Source organism: Streptomyces sp. NPDC037013 (assembly GCF_055607265.1).
The window spans coordinates 925,089-949,807 of sequence record NZ_JBVJRV010000004.1 but is presented as its reverse complement, the minus strand read 5'-3'; the positions used below and the strand labels follow the sequence as shown (position 1 = coordinate 949,807).

Genomic DNA, 24,719 nt, shown 5'->3' with positions numbered 1-24,719 from the left:
GGTCAGGACCGGACCGGTGGGGCCAGGTCCGGTTACACGCTCTTGAGGAGATCGTCCAGCGGGGCCGGTACCTGCTCGGGGGTGAGAGCCTCGACGAGTAGACGGCCGTAGCGGATTTTGCGGCCCTTCTTCGTACCGAGAAAACGCCGCAACTGCTGTTCACGGGGCCGGCCCTGCTGCGCCGGCTGGCTCTCGAACGTCTGCCAGGCACGGATGTCGCCCTCGCCCCGGATGATCTCCTCCACCCTCGCCGTGCCCAGCGCGCGGATGAGTTCATCCTCCAGGTCCGCGTCACAGACGAAGAATGCCTCACGCGGTGCGCCCGCCCGCTCCAGGCCGCGTTCGTAGAAGCCCTGTTCGCGCTTGTCGCACAGTCCTGCCAGGCGCAGGCCGAGGCCGGGCGGTCCGAGGACACCGGCGTATCGCCCGATGCTCATCGCTCCGCCCATCGCCATCACGCAGGTCCCCTCGGCGGCGAGGTCCCTGCCCCGCCGTGCGGCGAGCGCGTCGACGGCCTCGTAATCGCTCGGGCCCTCCAGCAACACCGCCGTCCGCACGCCGAGTCGTTCCGCCAGATCGTTCACCGCCGTGCCGGAACCGCCGTGTCCGTGTGCCCAGTCGGTGACCGCGTCCCGGAATGCCTGCATCTTCGCCATGCGGCGAGTCTGCCTCTCCTGTGGCGGCACGCCACCGGATTATTTCTACCGGCCGCCCTGCAATTGCGCCGCCATCCTCCAGAAGTCCCGCATCAGCGGCGTCGGCGTGGGGCTTACCATCGCCACTTGGGTCAGCAGGATCGCGACGGTCCCCCTCGACGGGACGGCGTAGGCGGTCGTCCCCGTACCGCCGACCCAGCCGTAACGCCCCGGGATGTTCCAGGGGTCGGCCGGGGCGATGTCGACCTGGCCTCCGTAACCCCAGCCCTGGCCCTCCAGGAAGTGGGCGGCACGCTCGCGTTGCTCGGTCGTGAGGTGGTTGTTCGTCATGCGGCGGACCGAGGCGGGGGTGAGGATGCGGTGGCCGTTGCCCTCGCCGCCGTGCAGCAGCATGCGGGCGAAGGCCAGCCAGTCGTCGGCCGTGGAGGCGAGACCGCCGCCGCCCGAATGGAAGCGCGGGATGCTGCTCCACTCCCCGTCCGGGGCATCCGTCAGTTCCAGGCCGCCCCCGGGAGTGGGTGAGTACGCCGAGGTGAAGCGGTGCCGCTTGGCCGCAGGGACCTCGAAGGCCGTGTCCTTCATGCCCAGTGGCTCGAAGATCCGCTCCGCGAGGAAATCGGGGAGCGTCAAGCCCGACGCCCGGGCCACCAGGATGCCCTGGAGGTCCGATGAAGTGCCGTACAGCCAGGCCTCACCCGGCTGACGCAGCATCGGAACCTGCGCGAGCCGCTTCAGCCAGGTGTCCGGGCCCGGCCAGTCCTGGAGGGCGCGGCCGTCCTTCTGCACCGTGAACAAGGCCTGTACGGCCGGGAGCGAGAAGTCGGAGGGAAAACCCCAACCGGTGCGGGAGCTGAGCAGGTCTTCGACCGTGATCGGCCGGACGGCGGGGACGACGTCGTCGATCGGTGCTTCGGGGGTGCGCACCACATTCGGGTGCGCCAGCTCCGGCAGCCACCTCTCGATCGGCGCGTCCGGAGTCAGCCGCCCCTCTTCCACCAGCATCAGGACCGCCGCTGCCGTGATCGGCTTGGTGATGGAGGCGATCCGGAAGATCGAGTCTCTCGCCATCGGGGCGGTGCCCTCGGTGTCCATCGAACCGGCGGTCACCACGTCGGCCTCGTCACCGCTGCTCAGCAGGGCGACGGCGCCTGGAACCACGCCTTTGTCGACATATCGTTGTAGGAGCTCGTGGAGAGCGTGCATCGGGCGGCCTTCCGGTCGGCATGGTCAACGCTGTACGACCCCGCGGCCGTTATGTGTATGACCTCAGAGGTGCGTGAAAGTCATCGGTGCACTTTCACGACGCCCCCGTGTCCGGCACCCGGAGGTTCGCGATCTACGGGCGGCGCCCCGACGCCGAGACCATCGGGGCCGTGGCGAGGTCGAGGTTCCCCGTGGCGACGTTCGCCAGGTGCCGGTCGATCTCCTCGTCCGTGGCCAGCCCTTCCGCCACCAGCAGGTGACGGATCTGCCGCACGGTCGCAGCCTCCAGGACGACGCAGGCGGGCGAGGTGATCGGGAAGTACGCGTCGGCGCGGACGTCCTCCAGTCCGGCCTCGCGCAGCAGCCTGGGCAAGGTCCTTCCGTACGCGAGGTCCGCGCCACGCGCAGCCATCAAGGTGCGGAAGCCGGACCGCAACCGGTTGGCGAGGCGCTGTTCGGGACCCGACTCGTCGGGGCACAGCAGAGGCTGAAGCCCCGGGTCCGCGTCCTCCAGGAGCAGCCGGCCGCCGGGCCGCAGCGCCTGGACCATCTTGCGGAGCGCCTCGGCGCGGTCGGCGACGTGTACGAGGACCAGGCGGGCGTGGACGAGGTCGAAGCCGCCGGGCGGGGGCGGGTCCGCCGCCACGTCGTGGCGCAGCACCTCGATCACGCCGCCTTCGGCGGGGGCGGTCCAGGCCACGTCGATGTCGGTGGCGACGACCGATCCGCTGGGGCCGACGCGTTCGGCCAGGCCGAGGGGTACGGAGGGGCCGCCGGCGCCGATCTCCCAGCAGCGCATGCCCGGGGCGAGCCCGAGCCGGTCGATGTGCCGGAATGTCACCGGGTCGAACAGTTCGCTGAGGGCCTGGAACCGGGTTCCGGCCTCCGACTGCCGGTTGTCCAGCAGGTATCCGTGCTCCGTGCCCTGGTCAGCCATGGTGCGATTCTGGCAGAGGTGCGGCGGCGTCAGCGAGGCCGAGAGAGCGCGGGCCGGGGGTCGTCACCTGCCTCACCAGCCGTGCATCTGCCTCACCGGCCGTGCGTCGGCCCGGGCGCGGTCGATGGAGGCTCGGTCGGCGGGCCTCCGGCGGTTCGGGGGGGTGCCAGACGGATGAAATCATCGGGGGATGTCTGACTTGATCATTGCCGCGTGTGACGGAGCGGCGAAGAAGAATCCCGGGCCCGCGGCCTGGGCCTGGGTGGTCGCCGACGCCGAGGGCCGGCCGCAGCGCTGGGAGGCCGGGCCGCTCGGCCACTCCACCAACAACGTGGCCGAGCTGACCGCGCTGGCCGAGCTGCTGGAGGCGACGGACCCGGCGGTGCCGCTCGAAGTGCGTATGGACAGTCAGTACGCGATGAACGCGGTCACCAAGTGGATCGCGTCCTGGAAGCGCAACGGTTGGCTGACGGCGTCGAAGAAGCCGGTCGCCAACAAGGACCTCGTCGTACGCATCGACGCGCTGCTGCAGGGACGTGAGGTGACGTTCCGGCACGTGGCCGCCCACCAGGTGGACGGTGATCACCTCAACGCCATCGCCGACGTCGCCGCCAGCGACGCCGCGACCAGCCAGCAGCCCGCGGGCACCGCCCACGGCGCGCGGGAGATCCCCGAACCGCGTCCGGAGCGCATGACGGCCTCCCCCACGGGCCGCGCGCCCGGGAAGGCGGCGGGCGGCCGGGCGAAGAAGTCGTCCTCGGGCGCCGTGATCAAGGCGAAGTTCCCCGGCCGGTGCCACTGCCAGAAGCCGTACGCCGCCGGAGAGAAGATCGCCAAGAACGCGCAGGGCTGGGGGCACGTCGAGTGCCGGGAGACCGCCGGCACCTGAGCGTGTGTGCCATGTCACCCGATATGTCGTGCGGAGTCCGGAACAACCCGGGGTGGTCCCTCGTTGTTCCGGGTGTGGCTGCGGAGGGGACAGTGTCCCCGGGCCTCACCTATAGCCCATGGGGACGATCGTTCGGCTGAAGCCCCATGGAGCCTTTCGCCGAGAGGCGACCGCCCTCCGCGTGCCACCCTTGACGGCCCCGGCTGGTCTCCCCCGTCCAGCCGGGGCTGTTTTCTGTCTCCGGCCCCCCCTCCCCTCCTCCCCCCCGCTTTCGCCGCCCTCAGACGGCCGAGTCGGCCAGCAGCTTCAGGGCCAGCGCCTCCGTTTCCGCGTCGGCCTTCTCCGGGCTCCCGGTGTCGTACGGCGGATCCGGGTCGTACTCGACGGCGAGTTGCATGGCCCGAGCCACCTTCGGATCGGACAGCCGCTCGACGAGGTGAAGCCCCATGTCGATGCCGGCCGAGACACCGGCGGCGGTGATGATCTTCCCGGTCTCGACGAAGCGCCCGGGCGTGAACGTCGCCCCGACCTCTTTCAGGTAGGGACGGGACGCCCAGTACGTCGTGGCGGGCAGGCCGCGCAGCAGCCCCGCCGCCCCCAGGATGAGCGAGCCGGTGCACACGGACGTCGTCCAGACCGTCCGGCGGTGCATGCGGCGGATCCACTCGTGGACCGCGGCATCGCCCATCATGGCCGTCGTCCCCCGCTCCCCGCCGCCCGGCACCAGCAGGACGTCGGCGCGGCGCACGTCGCGCATGGCGCACTCCGCGACCAGGCTCAGCTCTCCCGTGTCCGTGCGCACCGGCCCCGCCTCGCGCGCCACCATCGTCACCCGCACTCCGGGCACCCGGCACAGCATCTCGTACGGGCCCACGGCGTCCAGCGCCGTGAACCCGTCGTAGAGCAGCACTGCCACGCCCAAGTGCCGTCCCCCGGAGGCCTCTTGGGCCAAGGCGCTCGTCCCGGTGGCGGCGGCGACCCCGGCCGCCGCCGCTCCCGACGCCGCGCCCCGCAGCACCCCACGACGGCTCGGCCCCCGCCGCCCACTCGTTGCACTCATGGCCCGCCAACTCCCCTCATTCGCCACAGCTGTTGACGTTCCAGTAGTCGCGCGGAACCGGGCGGGAGTTCCCTCCGGCCTCTCGTTACCTCAGGGGTAATCGACCAAGTGATCGCCAGGAGCGAGAGTGGTTCCCACGCAACGACGACTCGCCTCCGGGAAAGGGCTCACCCCATGCCGTACTTCGAGGGATCCGACGGAACCAGCCTCTTCTACACCGACTGGGGACAGGGGAAGCCGGTGGTGTTCGTGGCCGGGGCCTGGCTCAGCAGCAGTTCGTGGGAGTTCCAGATGCTGCCGCTCAGCGACGAGGGCCTGCGCTGCGTGGCCTACGACAGACGGGGTCACGGCCGCTCCGACTGGGTCGGCCACGGCTACGACTACGACATCCTCGCCGACGACCTAGCGGCGCTGCTCGACCGCCTCGACCTGCGTGACGTCACCCTGGTGGCGCACTCGATGGGCGGTGGAGAAGCCATCCGTTATCTCACCCGGCACGGCTATGACCGGGTGAGCAGGCTGGTCCTGATCGGGGCCACCGCGCCGTTGATGCTGGCGACGCCGGACAACCCGGACGGGATCCCGCAGGAGGTCCTCGACGCCATGACGACCCAGCGGACGAAGGACCGCCCGCGGTGGATGGCCCAGAACGCGCAGGCCTTCTTCGCCACGCACCTGGGCAACGACATCTCCTCCGAGCTCGTGGAGTGGATGGTGCGGCGGTGCCTGGACTGCTCGGCCAAGGCGGCCGTCGAAGTGGTGCAGACGGGGGTCGGCACCGATCTGCGCGAGGAGGCCGGCGCGATACGGGTGCCGACGCTCATCCTGCACGGCGACGCCGACGCCTCCGCTCCCGTCGCCCTCTGCGGGCAGCGCATGGCGAAGCTGGTGCCGGAGAACACGTACAAGGAGTACCCCTTCGCCGGACACGGTGTCTTCGTGACCCACGCGGACGAGATCAACCGCGACCTGCTGGAGTTCATCGGGGACCGGTAGGGGGCTCACTCGGACCCTCGGCCCCCCTCACCCCCCCCTTGGAACCCCTCGGATCCTTCGGCCCGGCACCCCACGTCTTCCGGTCGCCGGGCGGAACCGGTCGCGTTACCGTCCAACCGAATGGTGTCCCGGACTCATCGCCAAGGAGCGCCGACCCATGGCCGTCACCGGAATCGACAAGGACCTCGACCGGCTCACCCTCACCCTGACCGCCGACTTCACCGCGCCGGTCGAGCGGGTCTGGCAGCTGTGGGCCGATCCCCGGCAGCTGGAGAGCTGGTGGGGGCCGCCGGGCTTCCCCGCCTCCGTCCAGAAGCACGACCTGGTCACCGGCGGCGAGGTCACGTACGTCATGACCGGGCCCGAGGGCGAGAAGTACCACGGATGGTGGCGCGTCACCGCGGTCGAGGCGCCGACCGCGCTGGACTTCACCGACGGGTTCGCCGACGAGGACGGGGAACCGTCCGCCGACATGCCGATCACGACGGTACGGGCGCGGCTGACCGGGCACGAGGGCGGGACCCGCATGGAGCTGCGTTCCGTCTTCGAGGCCCGTGAGGAGATGCAGCAGCTGCTCGACATGGGGGTGGCGGACGGGCTGGCCCAGGCGGTGGGCCAGATGGACGACCTGCTCTCCGGCTGACGGCCGCCGTGAGCGCATCTGTCCGCGACCGGGCAGGTGGCGGCCGTGCGCCACGCGTGTGCCGTGGCTCCGGCCGGGCGGGGGCCGTCACCTAGACTCGTCCAATGGCCAAGTACTTCGACGTGCACCCCGACAATCCCCAGCGACGCAGCATCAGCAGTGTGGTCGACGGCATCCGCGGCGGCTCTCTCGTCGCGTACCCGACGGACTCCTGCTACGCGCTGGGATGTCAGCTCGGCAGCCGTGACGGCATGGACCGCATCCGGTCGATCCGGCAGCTGGACGACCGCCATCATTTCACCCTCATGTGCGAGAGCTTCGCGCAGATGGGGCAGTTCGTGCACCTCGACAACGACGTGTTCCGCGCGATCAAGGCGGCGACCCCGGGCAGTTACACCTTCATCCTGCCCGCCACCAAAGAGGTGCCGCGCCAGATGATGCATCCGAAGAAGCGGACCGTCGGCGTGCGCATCCCCGACCACACCGTCACCCAGGCCCTGCTCGCCGAGCTCGGCGAGCCACTGCTGTCCAGCACGCTCCTCCTGCCGGAGCAGGAGGAGCCGATGACCCAGGGCTGGGACATCAAGGAGCGCCTGGACCATCTCGTGGACGCGGTCATCGACTCCGGCGACTGCGGGACCGAGCCCACCACCGTCATCGACTTCTCCGGTGGTGAGGCGGAGATCGTCCGCCGGGGTGCGGGCGACACGGCGCGCTTCGAGTAGGACCGCCCGGGAGCGGGCGGGGACGGTCGGGCCGATCCGGGAGCGGCCGGGGGCGGTCGCGCCGTTCCGAGCCGGCGGGGCGGTGTTCCGTCAGGTCGGCGGTGCGCAGCATCCGTCCCTGCGCATCAGGTGCCCCGCCCGCAGCCAGTACGCCTCGTCGGCGGACGCGGCCGTGCCGGCGGCGCTCTTCTTGTGGTGCTCGAACGCGGCCGTGAGGTCCTCGGTCCGGTACGGGGTGCCTCCTCTCAGTACCGACACGGTCCGCACCATCGCGCCGAAGTCCGTGAACGGGTCGCCGTCGACCACCGTCAGGTCGGCGATCTTCCCGTTCTCGACGGTGCCGAGGTGGCGTTCGAGGCCGAACATCCTGGCCGGGAGCACCGTCACGGTGCGCAGGGCTTCCGCCGGGGACAGGCCGCCCTCGTGCAGGGCGCGCAGGCCCAGATGGAGTGCGAGGCCCACCGGGACGAGGGGCTGGTCGGTGCCGAGGACCACCTGGCCGCCGGCGGCGAGGACGTGGCGGTAGATGTCGGTCTCCCTGCGGAGGGTGGCCAGTTGGTCGCCGGTCGGCGGCACCGCCGCGCCCGCCTTGACCGCGGCGGCGTCCCACGGGGGCATCACCGCCGTGACCCGCGGGTCCTCGGCCAGGCCGGGGTCGGCGCCGAGCAGGGGTGCCGAGGTGAACGGTGTGGCGATCAGCGAGAAGGCGGCGCCGTGGGCGGTGTAGATCTCGATGACGTCGCCCCAGGCGCGACCTGTCGCCGTCACGGCGTGTCCGAACTCGGCGCGCTGCGTGGCCTGCAGATGGGTCGTCAGGTCCTGACCGAGCTGGATGCCGGGTGAGAGCAGGTGGCTGCCCGCCCGTACGCCGAGTTCCTCGTGTGCGTAGCGCGCCGCCTCCTTCATCAGCCAGCCGGGCGCCCGTACGTAGGTCTTGACGAAGTCCCAGTCGAGTGCCGCCCCGCGGTCCAGGGAGCGGTGCAGCGCGGCCTTGCCGCGGTGGGCCCGGCCCATGCTGTAGGCGACGCGGCTGCCGTCGAGGAGTTCGCCGGTCGTGAGCAGGCGGGGGCCGGCCAGTTCGCCCGACGCCACCGCCTCGCGCACGCGGGCCTGTTCGTAGGCGAAGCCGCCGAGCGAGACCGCCGTGGTGATTCCGTAGGTCAGCTGGCCCACCGTCTGGCGTCCGCCGTACGTGGTCTGCCAGGGGTGGGTGTGGGTGTCCCACAGGCCGGGGACGACCGTGTGCCGCGAGGCGTCGACGCGGCGGCCCGCGGGGGTGTGGCCGGCGGGGCGGTGCGGACGCACGGCGGTGATCCGGCCGGCGTGCACGACGACGTCGACGTCGTCCCGCACCTTGTCCCCGGTGCCGTCCCACAGCCGGCCGGCGTGCACCACGAGGTCGGCGGGCGTGGGCCTGCGCTGGTCGAGGGCGAGCCGTACGGTGCGCGGGCGGCCGCCGTCGGCACCGATCAGGCGCAGGCGGCCGCTCGACAGGTAGAGGAGGGTCTTCGAGTCGCCCGACCACGACGGGTGGTCGGCGGGCTCGTCGGAGAGCATCCGCAGGGCGCCGCGCGGTGCGCCGTCGGGTGTGACGGGCAGGAGGTGGAGGGCGGATTCGACGATCACCGCGAGTGTGCGGCCGTCGGGCGACCAGACGGGTCCGGAGTCGTACCGGTCGGAGATCGAGGTGTGCGGGGCGACGGCGTGCAGGCGGTCCTTTCCCGTGGTGGCGTCGACGATCCGGATGAGGTTGTAGCCCTCGCGGAAGCGCTGGTTGAGACGGTTGCGGTCGCACAGCGCGAGGTACCGGCCGTCCGGTGACCAGCTCGGTCTGCCCGGAAGGCCCCCTCCGCCGAGGGGTTCCACCAGGGCGTGTTCGGTGCCTGAGGTGAGGTCGCGCACAATGAGGCGGCCGGTCATGTCGAGGCAGGCGAGCCGCGTGCCGTCGGGTGAGAGCGCCGGGTGGACGCGGCCTCCGGTCGCCACCGCCGTCTCGTCGCCGGTGGTGAGGTCGCGGCGGTAGACGCCGAGCAGCCCGTCGCGGTCGTCGGCGTAGAAAAGGGACTTGCCGTCCCGTGCCCAGGTGGGGCCGAGGAGGTAGCCGGTGGCGGCCGCCCGGTGCAGCCGTCGGGGTGGTCGTCCGCCCGACGTGTCGGCCAGCCAGAGGGAGTTGAGGGCGGCGAAGGCGATACGGCGCCCGTCGGGCGAGAGTGCGGGCAGGTGGATGCCGCGCGCCGGGCGGGTCCGGCCGAGGCCGAGGTCGTACTCCTTGACCCGGTAGCGGGGCCGGGCGACCGGCAGGGTGCCCTCGAACGGGATCACCTTCCGCTGGTCCGGGGCGGCGGGGCGTACGAGCGTGAATCGGCCGTCCAGGGTGAGCAGCAGCTCCCCTTCGGCCGTCCAGCGCGGCGGCACCGGTGCGAGGTCGCCGTCGAGTTCGACGGGCCGGCCGTCGACGACGAGGGTGCAGGAGGCGTGCGGGGCGGCCGTGGTCCGCAGGTAGGCGAGGCGGTGGCCGTCCGGGGCCAGGGCGGGCGTCATGACCTGCGCGGCCGTCGTCTCGGTGTGGACGACGGAGACGGGGCCCGCTCCCCCGGCCGGGACGGCCCCGACGGTCCGGGCGGTGAGTGTAGTGCCCTGGGGGGTGGTGACGGGTTTCGCGCGCACGAACAGGATGCGTTTCCCGTCCGGTGACCAGGTCGGGTCGAAGTCCTCCCACGGTCCGTCCTGGAGCGGCCCGTCCTGGCCGGGCAGGCCGGTCACGCGGGTGAGTTCGCCGCTCGCGAGGTGCAGGACGTGGACGCGGTACGGGCCGCCCTTGACGGGGTCGCCGCCCCGCTCCGAGGCGAAGGCGATGCGCGTGCCGTCGGGCGACCAGGCGGGGCCCCGGTCGTCCCAGGGGCCGTTGGTGCGCTGCCGGAGCCGGGAGCCGTCGGCGCGCATCGTCCAGATGTGGAATCCACCGTCGCGGTAGGCGCAGAACGCGACCGAGGTGCCGTCCGGGGCGTATACGGGCCGGTTCGGCTCCAGGTCGGCCGGGGTCAGCGGCTTGGCCTCGCCGCCGTCGCGGGGCAGCGACCAGAGCGTGGCCTGCGCCTCGACGATCAGTCGGTCGGCGGCGGGCGAGAGCGTCGCCGAGCCGTTGGTGACCCGGGTGAACGAGAGGGGGACGGTGGTACGCGGCCGGGCCGGTGCCGGTGCGGTCCCCAGGGCGACGGCGGCGCCGGAAGCGGTTGTGGTGAGCAGCAGTTGACGTCGGGTCAGGGGCAGGTTCAGGGGCAACACGGTGTTGTGCCGGTCACAGTCCATGACACAGAACACTCGCCCATCGCCGTGGACGCGGACAACACCGTGGGGCGACAACACGCCGGTGATCCACGTCGGCGCCGCTCCGGTTCTCTGCCCCTCCCCAGCAGGTTTCTTTTACTTGAGGTCTTGACAACTCGATTGGTCTGGACCAGCTTTGCGCACGGCAGCGGTGGCCACCGTCCCTCACTTTCTTCCCCCACCCCTCCCGGGAGGCACTCCGTGGACCGTGTACGTCAGGGCAGACCCGGCGTTCGCCGGAGAATCGGCGGGGCGGTCGCCATCGGCGCGGCCGCCGCGCTCACCGTCACCGCGCTCGCCGCACCCGCGCAGTCCGCGGACGCCGGAGCCGCGGCCGACGTCAACGTCGCCAAGAACGCCGGGTTCGAGTCGGACCTGAGCAACTGGACCTGTACCGCGAACAGCGGCACCGCCGTCACCTCCCCCGTGCACGGCGGCACGAAGGCGCTCAAGGCGACCCCGTCCGGCCAGGACACCGCCGAGTGTTCCCAGATCGTCTCGGTGAAGCCCAACTCGACGTACAAGCTGAGCAGTTGGGTGCAGGGCAGCTATGCCTACATCGGGGCACGCGGCACCGGCACCACCGATGTGTCGACCTGGACGCCGGGCAACTCGTCCTGGCAGCAGCTCGCCACCAGCTTCACCACGGGCGCCAACACCACGTCGGTGACCGTGTATACGCATGGCTGGTACGGGCAGGGCGCGTACTACGTGGACGACGTGAGCGTCCTCGGGCCCGACGGGGGCGGCGGCACCGACCCGGTGGAGATACCCGCCGTACCGACCGGCCTCGCCGCGGGCACGACGACGTCCACCTCTGTGGACCTGTCCTGGACCCCGGTCTCCACGGCCACCGGGTACACCGTCTACCGCGACGGCACGAAGGTCGCATCGACCAACGGCGCCTCCACGACCGTCACCGGCCTCACGCCCGAGACCACGTACAGCTTCCAGGTGAGCGCGTCGAACGCGGCGGGCGAGTCAGCGAAGTCGACGGCGGTCTCCGTACGGACCCCCAAGGGGAGCGGCGGCGGGGACGGCGGCACCGTGCCCAAGCACGCGCTGACCGGCTACTGGCAGAACTTCAACAACGGTGCGACCGTGCAGAAGCTGCGGGACGTGTCGTCGCAGTACGACATCATCGCCGTCTCCTTCGCCGACGCCACCTCGACACCGGGGCAGATCGCCTTCAACCTCGACCCGGCCGTCGGCTACTCCTCCGCCGCCGACTTCAAGGCGGACATCGCCGCGAAGCACGCCGCGGGCAAGTCCGTGATCCTGTCGGTCGGTGGCGAGAAGGGCACCATCTCCGTCAACAGCGACGCCTCCGCGACGGCGTTCGCGAACAGCGCCTACGCGCTGATGCAGGAGTACGGCTTCGACGGTGTCGACATCGACCTGGAGAACGGCCTCAACCCCACCTACATGTCGAAGGCGCTGCGCCAGCTCTCCGCGAAGGCGGGCCCGAAGCTGGTGCTCACGATGGCGCCGCAGACCATCGACATGCAGTCCACGTCCGGCGGCTACTTCCAGACGGCGCTGAACGTGAAGGACATCCTCACGGTCGTCAACATGCAGTACTACAACAGCGGTTCGATGCTGGGCTGCGACGGCAAGGTCTACAGCCAGGGGAGCGTGGACTTCCTGACCGCGCTCGCCTGCATCCAGCTGGAGGGCGGTCTGGACCCGTCACAGGTCGGACTCGGCGTCCCCGCCTCGACACGGGCGGCGGGCAGCGGATACGTCTCCCCTTCGGTGGTGAACAACGCCCTCGACTGCCTTGCCCGCGGCACCGGTTGCGGCTCCTTCAAACCGGCCAAGACGTACCCCGGGCTGCGCGGCGCCATGACGTGGTCCACGAACTGGGACGCGACGGCGGGCAGTTCGTGGTCGGGTTCCGTCGGGCCCAAGGTGCACGGCCTTCCGTAGCAAGGGATGGGTGCCGACGCCAGCCTGGCGCCGGGCGTCGGCACTCGGACGGCCGGGCCTCGGCTCAGTCGTCAGGCCCGCGGCGCGGACGTCCAGACCGTTCCGCGGGCCTCGTACTCCAGCATCTCTTCGAGGCCGAGCGCCACGTCGACGCCCAGCTCGCGGCGGGCCAGCCACAGCGCGAGGTCGATGCCCGAGGTGACGCCGCCGGCGGTCACCAGGTCGCCGTCGTCGACGACGCGCGCGTTCTTCAGCAGGCCGCCCTGCTCCTTGAGGAGGTCGCGTGCCTTGTGGTGGGTGGTGCAAGGGCGGCCGCGGGTGACGCCGGCCGCGGAGAGCAGGATCACGCCGGTGCACAGGGCGGCGATGGTCAGGCCCGGCCTGCGGGCGTCGGCGAGGGCGCGGGGCAGGGCACCGCGCCGGATCTCCGCCCAGACCCCCGGGGATTCCTTGCGGGCGTACCCGCCGCCGGGCACGACGAGGAGGTCGGCTCTCTCCGGGGACCAGCCCTGATCGACGCGGAGCTTGATGCCGAAGGCGGCGGTGATCGTGCGGCTGCCGTCCAGCGTGACGTACTCGACCTCGACGTCGCGGTCGGTGAAGTGATCGGACGCGGAGAGCACTTCGTAGGGTGCGGCGAGGTCGAGCTCCTCCACGCCCTGGAACAGGACGATCTGGACGCGGAACGGTTCACGGGACGGCGAGGAGGGCGCGCCGGCCGCCTCGGCGGCGGTGCTCGCGCCCGCCGCGCCGGCCGCGTCGAGGGTCATGCCTGACGTGAGGCTCGCGGCTCCCACGACGGTGGCGTTGCGCAGCAGAGTACGTCGGTTCACGGATGTGTCTCTTTTCGTGGAACGGGTGAGGGGAGGGTGGCGGTGCAGCAGGGGGGAGCGCGTCTGGACGGTGTTCAAGCCAGGTGGACGATCCCCCGGCGCTCGTACTCCAGGACCTCCTCGGCGAAGAGGGCCGTGTCCGCGCCGAGGAACCGCTCGACGAGCCATATCCCCAGGTCAATTCCGGAGGTGACGCCTCCACACGTGACGAGGTCCCCGTCGTCGACGACCCGGCCGCGGACCACGCGTCCGCCTTGCGCGCGCAGGTCGTCCAAGGCGACGTGGTGGGTCGTGCAGGGTCGTCCCGCCGTGAGGCCCGCGGCGGACAGCAGCATGGTCCCCGAGCACACCGCCGCGAGCACCAGGCCTTCCCTTCGCGCCGCCGCCAGCGCACGGGGCAGGACACCGCGCCGCACTTCCCGCTGGAGCCCGGATCCGTCGCCGTACCCGGCACCGGGAACGATGATGACGTCGGCCGTACGGGGCGACCAGGGTGCCCGGCACATGATGTGCATCCCGGCGGACGTGCGGACCTGGCGGGCCCCGTCGACGGTGACGAAGGTCTGGGCGAGCCGTTCCTCCCCGACGATGCCGAAGACCTCCACATGGCCGGCGAAGTCCTGCTCCTCGACGCCGTCGTAGAGCACGGTGTGCACGCGCAGCGGCCGTTTCCGGCCGGGGGCGGCCTGCGGCGACGCTGTCTCCGGCCATGAGTTGCGCGCGGGCGGGAACGGCACGACGGGACCTCCGTACGGACGTGGCGGCGCGTTCCCCGACCTGCGCGGGGCCGGGTCCGGGAGCGCTCGAACGTCCTGAGTCTTACGACGTCCGGTGATCCGGGACACCGGCGCGCGTGCCGGTGATGCGCAAGATACGGCCAGGCTTTCCGGGACGGTCGGCTCAGGTGCGGAATGCGGCCCGGTAGGCGGAGGGTGTCGTGCCGACCTGGCGGGCGAAGTGGTGGCGCAGGGTCTCCAGAGAGCCGAACCCGGTCGCCTCCGCGATCCGCGTCAGCGGCAGCGACGTCGTCTCGAGGAGTTCCCTGGCCCGCTGGACGCGCTGGGCGAGCAGCCACCGCAGCGGCGTGGTGCCCGTCTGGGCGCGGAAGTGACGTGCCAGACTGCGGCGGCTCATCATGGCATGGGCGGCGATGTCGGCGAGGCTGAGCGGTTTGCTCAGGTCGTCGCGCATCCACTGCAGCGTGGGCCCGAGGTCGGAGGTGTCGCACTCGGGCGTGCGGTACTCGATGAACTGCGCCTGGCCGCCCGCCCGTTGCGGCGCCATCACCAGCATGCGGGCGGCATGGGCCGCGACGGCGGCGCCGTGGTCGACGCGGACCATGTGCAGGCAGAGGTCGAGGCCCGCGGCGATGCCCGCCGAGGTGAGCACCTGCCCTTCGTCGACGTAGAGGACCGCGGGATCGACGTGTACGTCCGGATACCGTTCGGCCAGCGCGTCGGCGAACCGCCAGTGCGTCGTCGCGCGCCGCCCCGCGAGGAGCCCGACGTGAGCGAGGGCGAACGCGCCGGTGCAGATGGAGGCGATGCGGGCCCCACGGGCCGCGGCCTCGCGCAGCACCTCGACCGCGCGCTGCTCCGGGACGCTGTCGGCGGGCAGCCCCGGGACGATGACGGTGTCCGCGGCGAGGGCGTCGTCCAACGTGTACGAGGAGGAGATCGAGAAGGGTTGCGACGGCCCCGCCGTCGCCGTCACGGGCCGCTCGGCGCAAACACGTGTCTCGTACGCCGGCGAACCGTCGGGGCGGGGCGCCAGGGCGAAGACCTGGCAGGGCAGGGAGAGGTCGAAGGCCGACACCCCGTCGAGCGCGAGGACCGCAACTACATGCATGCCAAAGGAGCTTAAGCGGCGGCCCGGGCGGCAGAAACGGCAGCCCGGTGTCGCCCCCCACCGGCCCGTGTCCCTATGTGGGGAACTCGCCGAGCCAGCCGCCGTCGAGCAAGTGCTTGGGCAGGTAGGGCGAGTTCCCGTCGACCGGGAAGTCCATGTCGTGTGCGAGGCACGCCATGGCCAGGGGGCCGAGCGCCACCCGGCCGTGCGGGTCGGCTCCGCCGCTGTCGTCGGTCCGGCCCGTCCAGTACCGCTCGTGGTGGGCGAGTGCCTCGGCGAGGGCTTCGGTGAAGGCGCCGCGGTCCCCGGCCAGCAGGCGGTGGAAGACGGCCACCGGCTGGTAGTCGATCAGGTCGAGGAAGTCCCTCGGGGTGCGGGTGGCGATGTGGGCGTGTGAGGCCTCCATGGTGGCGATCAGGTGCTGCACCACGTCGTCCATCGGCTCCCTGAGCCAGAAGGCGCGCAGCGTCCTTATCCAGTGGAAGACGTACTCGTCGACGGGTGCGGCCCGGCGCAGATCGTCGACCGGGACATGGCAGAGCCGTGTCAGGCGGTCGTGTTCGCGGCAGACGAGGGCGAGGTAGAAGGCGTCGAGCCAGGCGCGGGCGTTGGCGCCCTGCACGGGGCCGGTGGCGGTCAGGCGCAGGTCGCGGTCGCCGACGCGGCACTCGACCACGGGTTCCGCGGAGGTCGCCGCGGCGAAGAGGGCCGAGCCGGTCTGCATCGCCCGCACCCATGCCTCCCAGGTCTCCAGGCGGGCGCCGTCGGGGTCGACCGCGCAGTGTGCGTGACTCGACCTCTTCGCGACGGTGAAGGCGTGGGCGAGGCCGCCGGGGACCTGGGCAAGGGCGGCGATGTGGTCGGCGGCCGCGTCGCGGTCCGATGGGGGCGCGTGCTCGGCGACGGGCGATTGCGGGGCCGGACGCGGCGGTTCGGCCGCGGGTGTCCGCCGGCCTTCGGCGTGCAGTCTCTGCATGACCTCCATCAGTTCCCGCGGGGGCACCACGGAGAAGGCGCGCGTCTCGTGGTCGATGGCGGTGAGCGAGATCAGCCGGCCGCGATGCCACCAGTACAGGCGCGGGGACAGTCCGCCCGGCCCGTCCTCGTGGGCGCCGAGGGCGTACGCGCCCAGGTCGTTGACGGCGTCCACGACCGTGCCGTCCTCGATCGGGTGGAACGCCAGCAGGTTCCTGCTGGGGACGGCGACCAGGGCGCCGGCCTCCGGCAGTTCCCTGCCGGTGATGGCGCGGGCCAGTTCGGGAAGGACGAGTGCTTTGCTGGCCACGAAGTGGGACTCCCCGTGGACGGACCACAGCCGCGCGCCCTGCGGTCCGGTCACTTCTTCGTGCTCGACCGGTTCGCGGAGCAGGTTCTCCCGGCCCGCGGCCCACAGACGCTCCAGGCCCGCGTGGGCCACGTCGTCGTCGCCGAGGATGCGGACCGAGGTCGGCGTGTCCAGTGCGAGCGCCACGAGGAGGCCGTCGGCCACGGGTCGGGCGTAACGGAAGCCGTCGGCCGCCGCGCCGGTGAAGGCGTCGTCGGGCAGGAGGCGGAGGAAGGCCCCGGCCAGCAGCTCCCGGGCGTCCTCGCCGCCGCGCGAGGCGTTCTCCAGGTGGGTGAAGTGCTGTTCGACCACGCGCGGCCAGTGCTCCGCGGCCACGGCCCGGCACTTGTGCGCGAGGTTCGCGAGCGGACTGCGGTGCCCCTCCCCCACCAGCACGACGTCGCCCTCGACGCGCGGGCGTATCCCGTGCCGGACGAGGAAGTGATCGGCCGTCAGGCGCCGCAGGTGTTCGGCCTGCGGGAGGGTGAGCATCGGCAGGTGCGGGTCGGGCGCGTGGTGTTGATTCACGCGGTGACTCTACGAAGGCCGTGCGCGAGCCGATACGCAGGGGTGGCGGGACGGTGACCTGCGACTCCTTCGGCGCCGGGGAGCGAGCGGGCGGGCCTGTCCGAAGCGTGTTCGCGCCGACGTGTCCGCAGGGCGACTCGTACCAGAAGCTGACGTCGCGCTCGCCCGTACCTCTGCGGTCTGGTGGAGATCGATACCACGGGCCGACGTGGCGCCAACCACCCGGCGCCTAGCGTCTTCTGCCATGACCGTGACCATAACCCCCTTGCGCAGACGCGCCGTTGTTGCCGTGCTCGCCCTCTCTCTGGCGCTGCCCGTGGCGGGCGGTGCGACCGCCTTCGCCGCGGGGCCGGGCGACTCCGCCCTTGCCGCCGGTCCGTCGACCGGCGCCGAAGTGGCCGACGCCCCGCTCCGACTGCCGCGCCCCACCGGCCCGTTCGCCGTCGGACGCGACACCCTGCACCTCGTCGACAAGAGCCGCCGCGACCCCTGGGCACCCTCGGCGAGCCCGCGCGAGCTGATGGTGTCCGTGTACTACCCCGGACGCCACGGCGGCGGCCGCCCCACCTCGTACACCTCCGAGGAAGAGGCGCGGCTGCTGCTGGAGTGGTGGAAGGTGGACCAACGCATCACCGCCTCCGCGTACAGCTCCACCCGCACCTTCGCGCGCGCCGGAACCCGTCCGGCCCCGGGCCACTTCCCGCTGATCGTGCTCTCCCCCGGCTTCACCGCGCCCCGTTCGACACTGACCCACCTCGCCGAGGACCTGGTGAGCCGCGGCCATGTCGTGGCGACCGTCGACCACGCCTACGAGTCGGTCGGCACGGCCTTCCCGGGCGGCCGGGTCCTCACCTGCCGGGCCTGCGGGCCCGCCGAGGAGCCCGGCATGGGCGAGGTGGTCACCAAGGGGCGGGCCAGGGACCTCTCGTACGTCATCGACCGGTTGACCGGTCCGGGTGCCGCCTGGCGGCATGCCCGCATGATCGATCCCGAGCGGATCGGTGCGGGCGGGCACTCCATCGGGGGCGCGGCCGCGCTCGCGCTGATGGCCGCCGACCACCGGGTGCGGGCCGGCATGAACATGGACGGCAGCTTCCATGTCCGGCCCACCGGCATCGGCGGCCGGCCGTTCCTGATGCTCGGCACGGAGGCCCAGCACACTCCGGGGGTCGAGGACGGCAAGAACTGGGACGAGACCTGGCAGGGCCTCGACGGCTGGAAGCGCTGGCTCACCGTCGCCGGGTCCGGTCACTTCACCTTCACGGACATGCCCGTACTGGCCGAGCAGGCAGGTGTGGGCGATCCCGAGGTGCCTTTGTCGGCGGAGCGTTCGCAGCGGATCACCCGGGCGTACATCGGAGCGTTCTTCGAGCAGCAGCTGGACGGCGTCCCCCAGCCGCTGCTCGACGGGCCGACGGCGGACAACCCCGAGGTCACCTTCCGGCGGCGCTGACCGGGTAGGGCGGCATCGTGACGTACGTGAGCCGGCTGGAGCGGCTGGGCATCATCGACCACCTCTGACGAGCCCCGAGTCTCACAGTCTCACCCTCTTGTCGAGGGTGAGACCCCACTCGATACGGTCAGTGGACCTCACTCGATGCCCGCTGTGGACCGGTGCCGACAGAATCCGAAGGTTTCTGTTATCGAGGGGGGCGCAGGGCGTCTCCTCTTGTACCGGAGGAGACAGCCCCCCACACAGAAAGTGGTCACAGCGTGAGCAGCGAACGCCGAATCGCGATGATCAGAGCAGCGCAGGACGGGAACCAGCAGGCGCAGGACGCGCTGGTGGCGGAGTATCTTCCGCTCGTCTACAACATCGTCGGGCGGGCCCTCAACGGCCACGCGGACGTCGACGACGTGGTGCAGGAGACGATGCTCCGCGTCCTGGGCGGCCTGGACGGGCTGCGCGACCCGGAGAACTTCCGCAGCTGGCTGGTGGCCATCACCATGAACCAGATACGCGGGCACTGGCGTGAGCGTGCCACGGGCGCGATACCCACCGGCGGCGGTCTGGCGGACGCATACGACGTGGCGGATCCGGGCGCGGACTTCGTGGACCTCACCATCACCCGGCTCGGACTCTCCGGGCAGCGGCGGGAGACGGCCGAGGCGACGCGGTGGCTGGACGAGGACGACCGGGCCCTGCTGTCGCTGTGGTGGCTGGAGTCCGCCGGTGAACTCACGCGGGCGGAAGTCGCCGATGCCCTGGAGCTGGCCCCGCAGCACGCGGCGGTGCGGGTGCAGCGGATGAAGGCGCAGTTGGAGACGGCACGCGTCGTCGTGCGCGCGCTGTCGGCCCAGCCGCCCTGCGCGGGGCTGCGGCAGATCACCGCGGGCTGGGACGGCGTGCCCTCGGCGCTGTGGCGCAAGCGGCTGGCGCGTCACGCCCGGGACTGCGGGGCCTGCGAGGGTCACTGGTCCAACCTCGTGCCGGCCGAGGGTCTGCTGGTGGGCCTGGGTCTCGTCCCGGTGGGTGCCGGGCTCGCCGGTCTCGTCGTGCCGCCCGATCTGGTGGAGGTCGGCTCGGCCTCTGCCCCCGGTGCCGGGGTCTCCGTGCGGGCGCAGGCACGCCGTGACCGGGCCAGACGCCGGCGCCGTACGACCGCGGTGGCCGCCGCGGTCCTCGCGCTCGGCGTCGGCGGCACCGCCGTGCACCTGCTCACCGGCCCGGAGACGGACGACAGCGCGCCGTCCACGGCCGCCGCGCCCGCCTCCCCCACCCTGTCATCGGCCTCGAAGAGCGCCTCCCCCAAGCGCTCCGCGTCCCCGAGCGCCAAGCCGTCGCCCGGCAAGTCCAAGTCGAAGAAGAAGGCCAAGCCCTCGCCGAGCCGGACGACACCCAAGCCCGCAGAGCCGAAGCCGAAGCCGAAGTCGACCCCGAAGCCCGAGGCACCCGACCCCGCGCCGGCGAAGCCCGGCGGCGCCGCGGAACAGGTCGTCGCCCTGGTCAACACCGAGCGCTCGAAGGCGGGATGCGGCCCGGTCCGGTCCAACGCCAAGCTCGCCACGGCGGCCGCCAAGCACTCCGCGGACATGGCGGCCCGCGACTACTTCGACCACACGAGCCCCGACGGCACGGACCCCGGCGACCGCATCACCGCGGCCGGCTACCGCTGGAGCACGTACGGCGAGAACATCGCCCGCGGGCAGCAGACCCCGGCGTCGGTGATGGACTCCTGGATGAACAGCCCCGGCCACCGCGCCAACATCCTCAACTGCGACTTCAAGGAAATGGGCGTGGGCATCCACAACGGCTCGGGCGGCCCGTGGTGGACCCAGGCGTTCGGCACGGCACTCTGAGACGGCCGGCCGGCGCCGGCGCGGGTCAGCCGACCTGCTGGGTGTGGAACTGCTCCAGGCGCCGCTGGGCGAGCAGCAGGGTGCCGCGCTGGCGGCCCGGCACTCTGCGGCGCAGCGTGACCAGGGCGGGTCCAAGGGCGCGGACGGCCTCGGGGTCGCGTATGCGGTCCCACAGGTGATGGGCGCGGTCCGCCGCGGCCTCCACGTCCGGGGAGTCGGGGGCCTGCCCCGCCGTGAGGCGGGCCGAGGCCACCGCGAGCCAGGTCTCGCAGCTGCGCGCCGGGTCACCCGCGAACCTCGCGAGGTCCGCCCGGACCTCCATCCAGTGGATGACCTCCTTCGAACCCGGACCGTGCATGCGCAGCGCGCTCTGCTCCCACGAGGCGGCCAGCGTCGCCGCCTCGTCGTGCCGGCCGGCCTCGACGGCCGCGGTGATCGCCGCGTGCGGATCCATGCCGGCGTCGGCCCGCGCCGCCGGGACGGGCGGCAGCGGCGGGACGGCCGGCGGCGTGCCGGGGTCGCGGGCGGGCAGCAGGTCCTGGGCGTCCTCGCCGAGGCCCTGGGCGGCGGCGTGTTCGTGGAGCTGCGGCAGCGGCGGACGGTGGCCGCTGCGCAGGACGGTCGCGAGGGCCTTCATGTACGCGGGTGTCGCGGGCGTGCGGCGCCGGGCCGGCGGAGCGATGCGGCCGTACAGGGCGACGCCGGGCCCCGCGTCGAGGGGGTGCGTGGTGAGGGCCTGCCAGCTCTCCGGGTCGGTGTGCAGATCGACGAGGATGGTGGTGCTGCCGGCCGGGCGCAGCCGCAGCTCCTGTGTGAACCAGTGCCAGGGGAAGCCGGTGTAGCGCACGGTGGCCGTGGTGGTCCGGGCGAGCGCGACGTGCAACTGCCGCTGCCGTCGGTCGAGATGGACCTGACCGATGAGGTAGATGGTCAGCGGGCCGGGTGCGTTGGCGGCGGCCCTGAGCCGGGTGAGGACCGTCTGCGGGTCCAGCGGGTCGGCGAGTTCCACGATGCTCGCGGTCGGGGTTCCGGCGAGTGTCTCCGGAGAGACCGCGGCGAGGACGGGGAGCCCGGAGGCCGCGTCCACCAGACGCCCCTTGCCCACCGGGGCGGCCGCGATGAGCAGCACGGTTCCAGGCATCGGCCCCTCCTTCTCGATCAGCACGTCAGCACCGTATCCGCATCTCCGCGCCGACGCGCCCATCGGGCGGACTTCACGGCCGGCCGGCACGGCTGAACTGCTGGCGCGGCAGGCCCCGTTCGCCACCGGACGCCACGGTGCCGGAGGGCGCCCGCCGGCAGCGGCACGCCGGGCCCACGTCGACCGAGTGGATCGCGTTCTCGTCCCGCTCGCCCCGCCCCTGGAGTCAGGAGGCGATCAGCGAGGTGCTCATTCGGTCGAGGGCGTGCAGGATTTCTTCCCGGTTCGCCGCCCGTTTGATCCATGCCGGCAGGCGTGCCACCAAGGTCATCTTCCGGCCCGTGGCGGGCCCGTGTGCCCGTTCCCGCAGCGGCGCCCGGACGTAGCGGCGGATCAGGTCGAGGTGTTCGAGGTCGTACGCCCACAGCCACCCGTGCCGGGTCTCGAGCCGGAGCCACAACGGCATGCCGAAGTACGGGTCCGTCGGCGGGTGTTCCACGCCTCGGGAGAACCGGACGACGCGGCCGTCCCATACGCGGGCCACTCCGCAGCTCCCGCAGACCAGGCGTCGCGGTGCGAACAGCGTCGGGGCTCCGTCGGGGGCCGCCCCGGGCGCCGCGATGACGTGGGCGGCCTTGTCGCAGCCGGGGCAGCGCACGATGACCGAGCCGACGAAGTCGTGCTGGGTGCTGCGCGGATCCCGGAACCGTTCGGAGGGCGAGGCCATGCCGTGAGTATGCGGCACCGGACGCGTCCCGGGGCGGGCGGGGCCGTGTGCGCCGGATGGCGCAGCCGGCGTGCGTTCCGCGGCCGCGGACGGTCTGCTTTCTGGATGGGCTACGACATAGACGGCCCGCGCCAAGCGGGCACCACACGACGTGACGCTCTGGGTATGGCCGTGGGGCTGCTGACCGGCGGCGCCCTTTCCCTGGGGGCGGCCGCGCCTCCGGCCGGGCCGGTGCCCGAGGACTCCTGCGGCATCACCTACGACGCCGAGTTCGAGTCGGCGCTCGAAGAGGCCGACGCGGAGTTCCCCGAGGACGAGGCCCGGGGCATCGCCCCGGAAGGCCCCCGCCGGAGGTTCGCGCGGCCACTGCGCCGCCGCTTCCGGGTCACCACACGCTATGGGGCCCGCGGCAATTGGTCCGCGGGCCACCACACCGGGGTCGACCTCGCGGTCCCCCGGGGCACCCCCGTGTACGCGGTGGGCGCCGGGGTCGTGGTGCTGGCCCGGTGGTCGGGGGCGTACGGCAATGCCGTCACGGTCCGGATGCCGGACGGGCACTACGCGGTGTACGGGCATCTGTCCCGCATAGGGGTGCGCAAGGGCGCTCGGATCGGCGCCGGCACGCGGCTGGGCAGCAGCGGGAGCACCGGACGCGCCACCGGGCCCCACCTCCATCTGGAGATACGGGCCCGGCGCGGCTACGGCTCGGACGTCAATCCCTACCGCTACCTGGCCCGGCGGGGCACCCGCCTCTGGTGACGGCTGCCGACCGGGGGCCCGGCCTCCGGGGACCTCCCGCGACGCCCCGGCCGGACCGGACGGAGAATGTCGGTCCGACACCGCACGCACTCCCTGGCGTAGTGGTCGCGGCAGAGAAGGAGACGGGGCGTGCTGGAGCGGCTCAACCAGGCCATGGAGTACATCGAGAGGCACCTCGGCGGCTCGGTGGACGTGGCGGAGGTGGCGCGCACCGCGGCCACCTCGGAGTACCACCTGCGCCGGATGTTCTCGGCGCTGGCGGGCATGCCGCTGTCGGAGTACATCCGGCGCCGCCGGCTCACGCTCGCCGGCGCCGAGGTGCTCGCGGGCCGGGACACCCTGCTGGAGATCGCGGTCCGCCACGGCTACGGCTCGGGCGAGGCCTTCGCCCGGGCGTTCCGCGCCATGCACGGCGTCGGCCCCGGTGAGGCCCGGCGCACCGGGGCGACGCTCAGCTCCCAGTCGCGGCTGACCTTCCGCCTCACCGTGGAAGGCGGCGGCGACCTGCGCTACCGGGTCGTGGACAGGCCGGCCTTCACCGTCGTCGGCCCGAAGGCCCGGGTGCCCCTGGTGCACGCGGGCCCCAATCAGGCGATCATCGACTTCGTCCGCGGGATACCGCCGGAGGATCTGGAGCGTCTGGAGGAGCTGTCGGACCAGGAGCCGCGGGGCGCCGTCGCCGTCTGCGACGACCTGGATCCGAGCCGGGCCGAAGGCACCGAACTCGACTACTACCACGGGGTGATCACCTCTGCCCGCGCTCCCGACGGCGCCGCGTCGCTGGCCGTGCCGGCCGGGACGTGGGCGGTCTTCACGGCCTCGGGGCCGGTACCGGAGACCATCCAGTACTTGTGGCGCGACGTGTTCACGGAGTGGTTCCCGTCCAACCCGTACCGGGGCCGCCCCGGCCCGGAGATCCTGCGGACGCGTCCGTCGGCGGACGGGTCCGGGGCGGACGCCGAGCTGTGGCTCCCCGTGGAGCGGGAGCGGAGCTGACCCGACTCGGCGGACCCGCGCGGGTCAGGTGTCCCGGAGCCGGCCGCGGGCCCGGTCGCCCGCGGCGAAGCGGGACGGCGGCACGCCGAAGGCACGGGTGAAGGCGGCGGTGAACGCGGCGGGCGAGGAGTAGCCGATGCGGGTGCCGACCTCGCCGACCGGGGCGGTGCGCAGCAGCGGTAGGGCCGCGAGCAGCCGGGCGCGGGACCGCCAGACGGCTGGGCTCTCGCCGGTCTCGGCGCGGAACCGGCGGGTGAAGGCCCGTTCGCTCATGGCCGTCCGGGCGGCCCAGGCGGCGTTGGTGGCGTCGGGGTCCGGGGCGGCCAGGTAGGCGCGGCAGAGCGCCGCGAGGTCGGCGGAGGCGGGGATTCCCACGTGGAACGGGAGCGGGGCGCGCTCGGCGATCTCGTACAGGAGGAGCGCGGCGATGCTCCCCTCGCGGCCGGACAGGCTGTAGTCGGCCTCGAACTCGACGGCGGCCAGGAGCAGTTCGCGCAGGAGCGGCGGGACGTCGACGACCGTGCAGGTGCCGGGCCACCAGGGGACGGCGTGCGGTTCGACGTACAGGCTGCGGGTGCTCACCCCCAGCATGCGGACGCGGTGCCGGGTGGCGGGCGGGATCAGGACGGCGCGCTCGGGCGGGACGGTCCAGGTGCCGTCGGCGGTGTCGACGACCATGACGCCCGTGGCGCCGTAGAGGAACTGTGCGCGCCGGTGTTCGTGCCAGTCGAGGACGATGCCGGGCGGGTAGTCGGTGCCGATGGGCAGGACGGCCCGGTCCACGTGGTCGACGTCGTCGAGCGGGACGTTCTTCATCCCGTCACCCTAGTGGCCGATACGCGAAAGAACTGTGCCGACCATCGCATGCAGGCCGACCGGGGCGGTTGATGGGGTGGGC

General features: G+C 72.5%; 21 protein-coding genes. 9 read left to right on the top strand and 12 right to left on the bottom strand.

From position 1 onward, the window contains the following. Positions 1 to 32: 32 nt before the first annotated feature. The 3 genes from ACZ7DY_RS18865 to ACZ7DY_RS18855 form a co-directional block, all read right to left on the bottom strand. Positions 33 to 656, bottom strand: coding sequence for a TOPRIM nucleotidyl transferase/hydrolase domain-containing protein (locus ACZ7DY_RS18865; RefSeq protein ID WP_471136581.1), 624 nt, complete (start codon positions 654 to 656; stop codon positions 33 to 35). Positions 657 to 701: 45 nt separating this feature from the next. Next, positions 702 to 1,859: a serine hydrolase domain-containing protein gene (locus ACZ7DY_RS18860; RefSeq protein ID WP_471136579.1), complete on the bottom strand. Its 1,158-nt coding sequence runs from the start codon at positions 1,857 to 1,859 to the stop codon at positions 702 to 704. A gap of 133 nt (positions 1,860 to 1,992) precedes the next feature. Continuing rightward, entirely contained in the window at positions 1,993 to 2,796 is an 804-nt protein-coding gene (locus tag ACZ7DY_RS18855; protein WP_471136570.1) for a methyltransferase domain-containing protein, read from the bottom strand. 190 nt (positions 2,797 to 2,986) lie between these two features. Here ACZ7DY_RS18855 and ACZ7DY_RS18850 point away from each other — a divergent pair, with 190 nt between their 5' ends. Then, positions 2,987 to 3,685, top strand: a complete 699-nt coding sequence (locus tag ACZ7DY_RS18850; protein ID WP_471136568.1) for a ribonuclease H family protein — start codon at positions 2,987 to 2,989, stop codon at positions 3,683 to 3,685. Positions 3,686 to 3,965: 280 nt separating this feature from the next. On the opposite strand, the gene ACZ7DY_RS18845 is transcribed toward ACZ7DY_RS18850, so the two are convergent. After that, entirely contained in the window at positions 3,966 to 4,745 is a 780-nt protein-coding gene (locus ACZ7DY_RS18845; RefSeq protein WP_471136566.1) for a DJ-1/PfpI family protein, read from the bottom strand. 174 nt (positions 4,746 to 4,919) lie between these two features. Here ACZ7DY_RS18845 and ACZ7DY_RS18840 point away from each other — a divergent pair, with 174 nt between their 5' ends. The 3 genes from ACZ7DY_RS18840 (at position 4,920) to ACZ7DY_RS18830 (ending at position 7,109) form a co-directional block, all read left to right on the top strand. Further along, positions 4,920 to 5,741: an alpha/beta fold hydrolase gene (locus ACZ7DY_RS18840; RefSeq protein WP_471136564.1), complete on the top strand. Its 822-nt coding sequence runs from the start codon at positions 4,920 to 4,922 to the stop codon at positions 5,739 to 5,741. A 157-nt stretch (positions 5,742 to 5,898) separates the two neighbouring features. After that, complete coding sequence (locus ACZ7DY_RS18835) at positions 5,899 to 6,384, top strand: SRPBCC family protein (protein ID WP_471136562.1); 486 nt, start codon at positions 5,899 to 5,901, stop codon at positions 6,382 to 6,384. A 104-nt stretch (positions 6,385 to 6,488) separates the two neighbouring features. Beyond that, a complete protein-coding gene (locus tag ACZ7DY_RS18830) occupies positions 6,489 to 7,109 on the top strand; it encodes an L-threonylcarbamoyladenylate synthase (RefSeq protein WP_471136560.1) in 621 nt (206 codons plus the stop codon). 90 nt (positions 7,110 to 7,199) lie between these two features. Here ACZ7DY_RS18830 and ACZ7DY_RS18825 read toward each other — a convergent pair whose 3' ends face one another. After that, the gene (locus ACZ7DY_RS18825) at positions 7,200 to 10,418 is read right to left on the bottom strand and encodes an amidohydrolase family protein (RefSeq protein ID WP_471136558.1); all 3,219 of its coding nucleotides are present in this window, start codon (positions 10,416 to 10,418) and stop codon (positions 7,200 to 7,202) included. Positions 10,419 to 10,637: 219 nt separating this feature from the next. Here ACZ7DY_RS18825 and ACZ7DY_RS18820 point away from each other — a divergent pair, with 219 nt between their 5' ends. After that, positions 10,638 to 12,365: a chitinase gene (locus ACZ7DY_RS18820; RefSeq protein WP_471136556.1), complete on the top strand. Its 1,728-nt coding sequence runs from the start codon at positions 10,638 to 10,640 to the stop codon at positions 12,363 to 12,365. 71 nt (positions 12,366 to 12,436) lie between these two features. Here the strand turns inward: ACZ7DY_RS18820 and ACZ7DY_RS18815 are convergent, their stop codons facing one another. The 4 genes from ACZ7DY_RS18815 to ACZ7DY_RS18800 all read right to left on the bottom strand — a co-directional run bounded on the left by ACZ7DY_RS18815 (position 12,437) and on the right by ACZ7DY_RS18800 (position 16,898). Continuing rightward, positions 12,437 to 13,198, bottom strand: coding sequence for a DJ-1/PfpI family protein (locus ACZ7DY_RS18815; protein ID WP_471136554.1), 762 nt, complete (start codon positions 13,196 to 13,198; stop codon positions 12,437 to 12,439). Between the two features lie 74 nt (positions 13,199 to 13,272). Further along, a complete protein-coding gene (locus tag ACZ7DY_RS18810) occupies positions 13,273 to 13,935 on the bottom strand; it encodes a DJ-1/PfpI family protein (RefSeq protein WP_471136552.1) in 663 nt (220 codons plus the stop codon). A 163-nt stretch (positions 13,936 to 14,098) separates the two neighbouring features. Then, complete coding sequence (locus ACZ7DY_RS18805; protein ID WP_471136550.1) at positions 14,099 to 15,046, bottom strand: GlxA family transcriptional regulator; 948 nt, start codon at positions 15,044 to 15,046, stop codon at positions 14,099 to 14,101. Positions 15,047 to 15,119: 73 nt separating this feature from the next. Further along, positions 15,120 to 16,898: an Imm49 family immunity protein gene (locus ACZ7DY_RS18800; protein WP_471136548.1), complete on the bottom strand. Its 1,779-nt coding sequence runs from the start codon at positions 16,896 to 16,898 to the stop codon at positions 15,120 to 15,122. Positions 16,899 to 17,142: 244 nt separating this feature from the next. Here ACZ7DY_RS18800 and ACZ7DY_RS18795 point away from each other — a divergent pair, with 244 nt between their 5' ends. Together ACZ7DY_RS18795 and ACZ7DY_RS18790 are read left to right on the top strand one after the other, a co-directional pair. Continuing rightward, positions 17,143 to 18,351: an alpha/beta hydrolase family protein gene (locus ACZ7DY_RS18795; protein WP_471136546.1), complete on the top strand. Its 1,209-nt coding sequence runs from the start codon at positions 17,143 to 17,145 to the stop codon at positions 18,349 to 18,351. A 260-nt stretch (positions 18,352 to 18,611) separates the two neighbouring features. Next, positions 18,612 to 20,198 (top strand): sigma-70 family RNA polymerase sigma factor, encoded by a 1,587-nt coding sequence (locus tag ACZ7DY_RS18790; protein WP_471136544.1) that lies wholly within the window; start codon positions 18,612 to 18,614, stop codon positions 20,196 to 20,198. A 25-nt stretch (positions 20,199 to 20,223) separates the two neighbouring features. Here the strand turns inward: ACZ7DY_RS18790 and ACZ7DY_RS18785 are convergent, their stop codons facing one another. Both ACZ7DY_RS18785 and ACZ7DY_RS18780 read right to left on the bottom strand, forming a co-directional pair. Further along, entirely contained in the window at positions 20,224 to 21,339 is a 1,116-nt protein-coding gene (locus tag ACZ7DY_RS18785) for a hypothetical protein (RefSeq protein ID WP_471136542.1), read from the bottom strand. Between the two features lie 226 nt (positions 21,340 to 21,565). Further along, complete coding sequence (locus ACZ7DY_RS18780; RefSeq protein ID WP_471136540.1) at positions 21,566 to 22,066, bottom strand: hypothetical protein; 501 nt, start codon at positions 22,064 to 22,066, stop codon at positions 21,566 to 21,568. A 165-nt stretch (positions 22,067 to 22,231) separates the two neighbouring features. Between ACZ7DY_RS18780 and ACZ7DY_RS18775 the strand changes: the two genes are divergently transcribed. Both ACZ7DY_RS18775 and ACZ7DY_RS18770 read left to right on the top strand, forming a co-directional pair. Beyond that, positions 22,232 to 22,825, top strand: coding sequence for a M23 family metallopeptidase (locus ACZ7DY_RS18775; RefSeq protein WP_471136539.1), 594 nt, complete (start codon positions 22,232 to 22,234; stop codon positions 22,823 to 22,825). Between the two features lie 129 nt (positions 22,826 to 22,954). After that, entirely contained in the window at positions 22,955 to 23,821 is an 867-nt protein-coding gene (locus ACZ7DY_RS18770) for an AraC family transcriptional regulator (protein ID WP_471136537.1), read from the top strand. A 24-nt stretch (positions 23,822 to 23,845) separates the two neighbouring features. Here the strand turns inward: ACZ7DY_RS18770 and ACZ7DY_RS18765 are convergent, their stop codons facing one another. Next, on the bottom strand, positions 23,846 to 24,637 hold the full coding sequence (locus tag ACZ7DY_RS18765) for a helix-turn-helix domain-containing protein (RefSeq protein ID WP_471136536.1): 792 nt from the start codon (positions 24,635 to 24,637) through the stop codon (positions 23,846 to 23,848). Positions 24,638 to 24,719 lie beyond the last annotated feature (82 nt).

What these genes read in the sequence shown, in the direction of transcription:
- ACZ7DY_RS18825 (WP_471136558.1), bottom strand. Translation starts at nt 10,418, where the DNA reads ATGGACTGTGACCGGCACAACACCGTGTTGCCCCTGAACCTGCCCCTG.
- ACZ7DY_RS18845 (WP_471136566.1), bottom strand. Translation starts at nt 4,745, where the DNA reads ATGAGTGCAACGAGTGGGCGGCGGGGGCCGAGCCGTCGTGGGGTGCTG.
- ACZ7DY_RS18780 (WP_471136540.1), bottom strand. Translation starts at nt 22,066, where the DNA reads ATGGCCTCGCCCTCCGAACGGTTCCGGGATCCGCGCAGCACCCAGCAC.
- ACZ7DY_RS18795 (WP_471136546.1), top strand. Translation starts at nt 17,143, where the DNA reads ATGACCGTGACCATAACCCCCTTGCGCAGACGCGCCGTTGTTGCCGTG.
- ACZ7DY_RS18785 (WP_471136542.1), bottom strand. Translation starts at nt 21,339, where the DNA reads ATGCCTGGAACCGTGCTGCTCATCGCGGCCGCCCCGGTGGGCAAGGGG.
- ACZ7DY_RS18775 (WP_471136539.1), top strand. Translation starts at nt 22,232, where the DNA reads ATGGCCGTGGGGCTGCTGACCGGCGGCGCCCTTTCCCTGGGGGCGGCC.
- ACZ7DY_RS18830 (WP_471136560.1), top strand. Translation starts at nt 6,489, where the DNA reads ATGGCCAAGTACTTCGACGTGCACCCCGACAATCCCCAGCGACGCAGC.
- ACZ7DY_RS18840 (WP_471136564.1), top strand. Translation starts at nt 4,920, where the DNA reads ATGCCGTACTTCGAGGGATCCGACGGAACCAGCCTCTTCTACACCGAC.
- ACZ7DY_RS18805 (WP_471136550.1), bottom strand. Translation starts at nt 15,046, where the DNA reads ATGCATGTAGTTGCGGTCCTCGCGCTCGACGGGGTGTCGGCCTTCGAC.
- ACZ7DY_RS18865 (WP_471136581.1), bottom strand. Translation starts at nt 656, where the DNA reads ATGGCGAAGATGCAGGCATTCCGGGACGCGGTCACCGACTGGGCACAC.
- ACZ7DY_RS18855 (WP_471136570.1), bottom strand. Translation starts at nt 2,796, where the DNA reads ATGGCTGACCAGGGCACGGAGCACGGATACCTGCTGGACAACCGGCAG.
- ACZ7DY_RS18765 (WP_471136536.1), bottom strand. Translation starts at nt 24,637, where the DNA reads ATGAAGAACGTCCCGCTCGACGACGTCGACCACGTGGACCGGGCCGTC.
- ACZ7DY_RS18860 (WP_471136579.1), bottom strand. Translation starts at nt 1,859, where the DNA reads ATGCACGCTCTCCACGAGCTCCTACAACGATATGTCGACAAAGGCGTG.
- ACZ7DY_RS18850 (WP_471136568.1), top strand. Translation starts at nt 2,987, where the DNA reads ATGTCTGACTTGATCATTGCCGCGTGTGACGGAGCGGCGAAGAAGAAT.
- ACZ7DY_RS18835 (WP_471136562.1), top strand. Translation starts at nt 5,899, where the DNA reads ATGGCCGTCACCGGAATCGACAAGGACCTCGACCGGCTCACCCTCACC.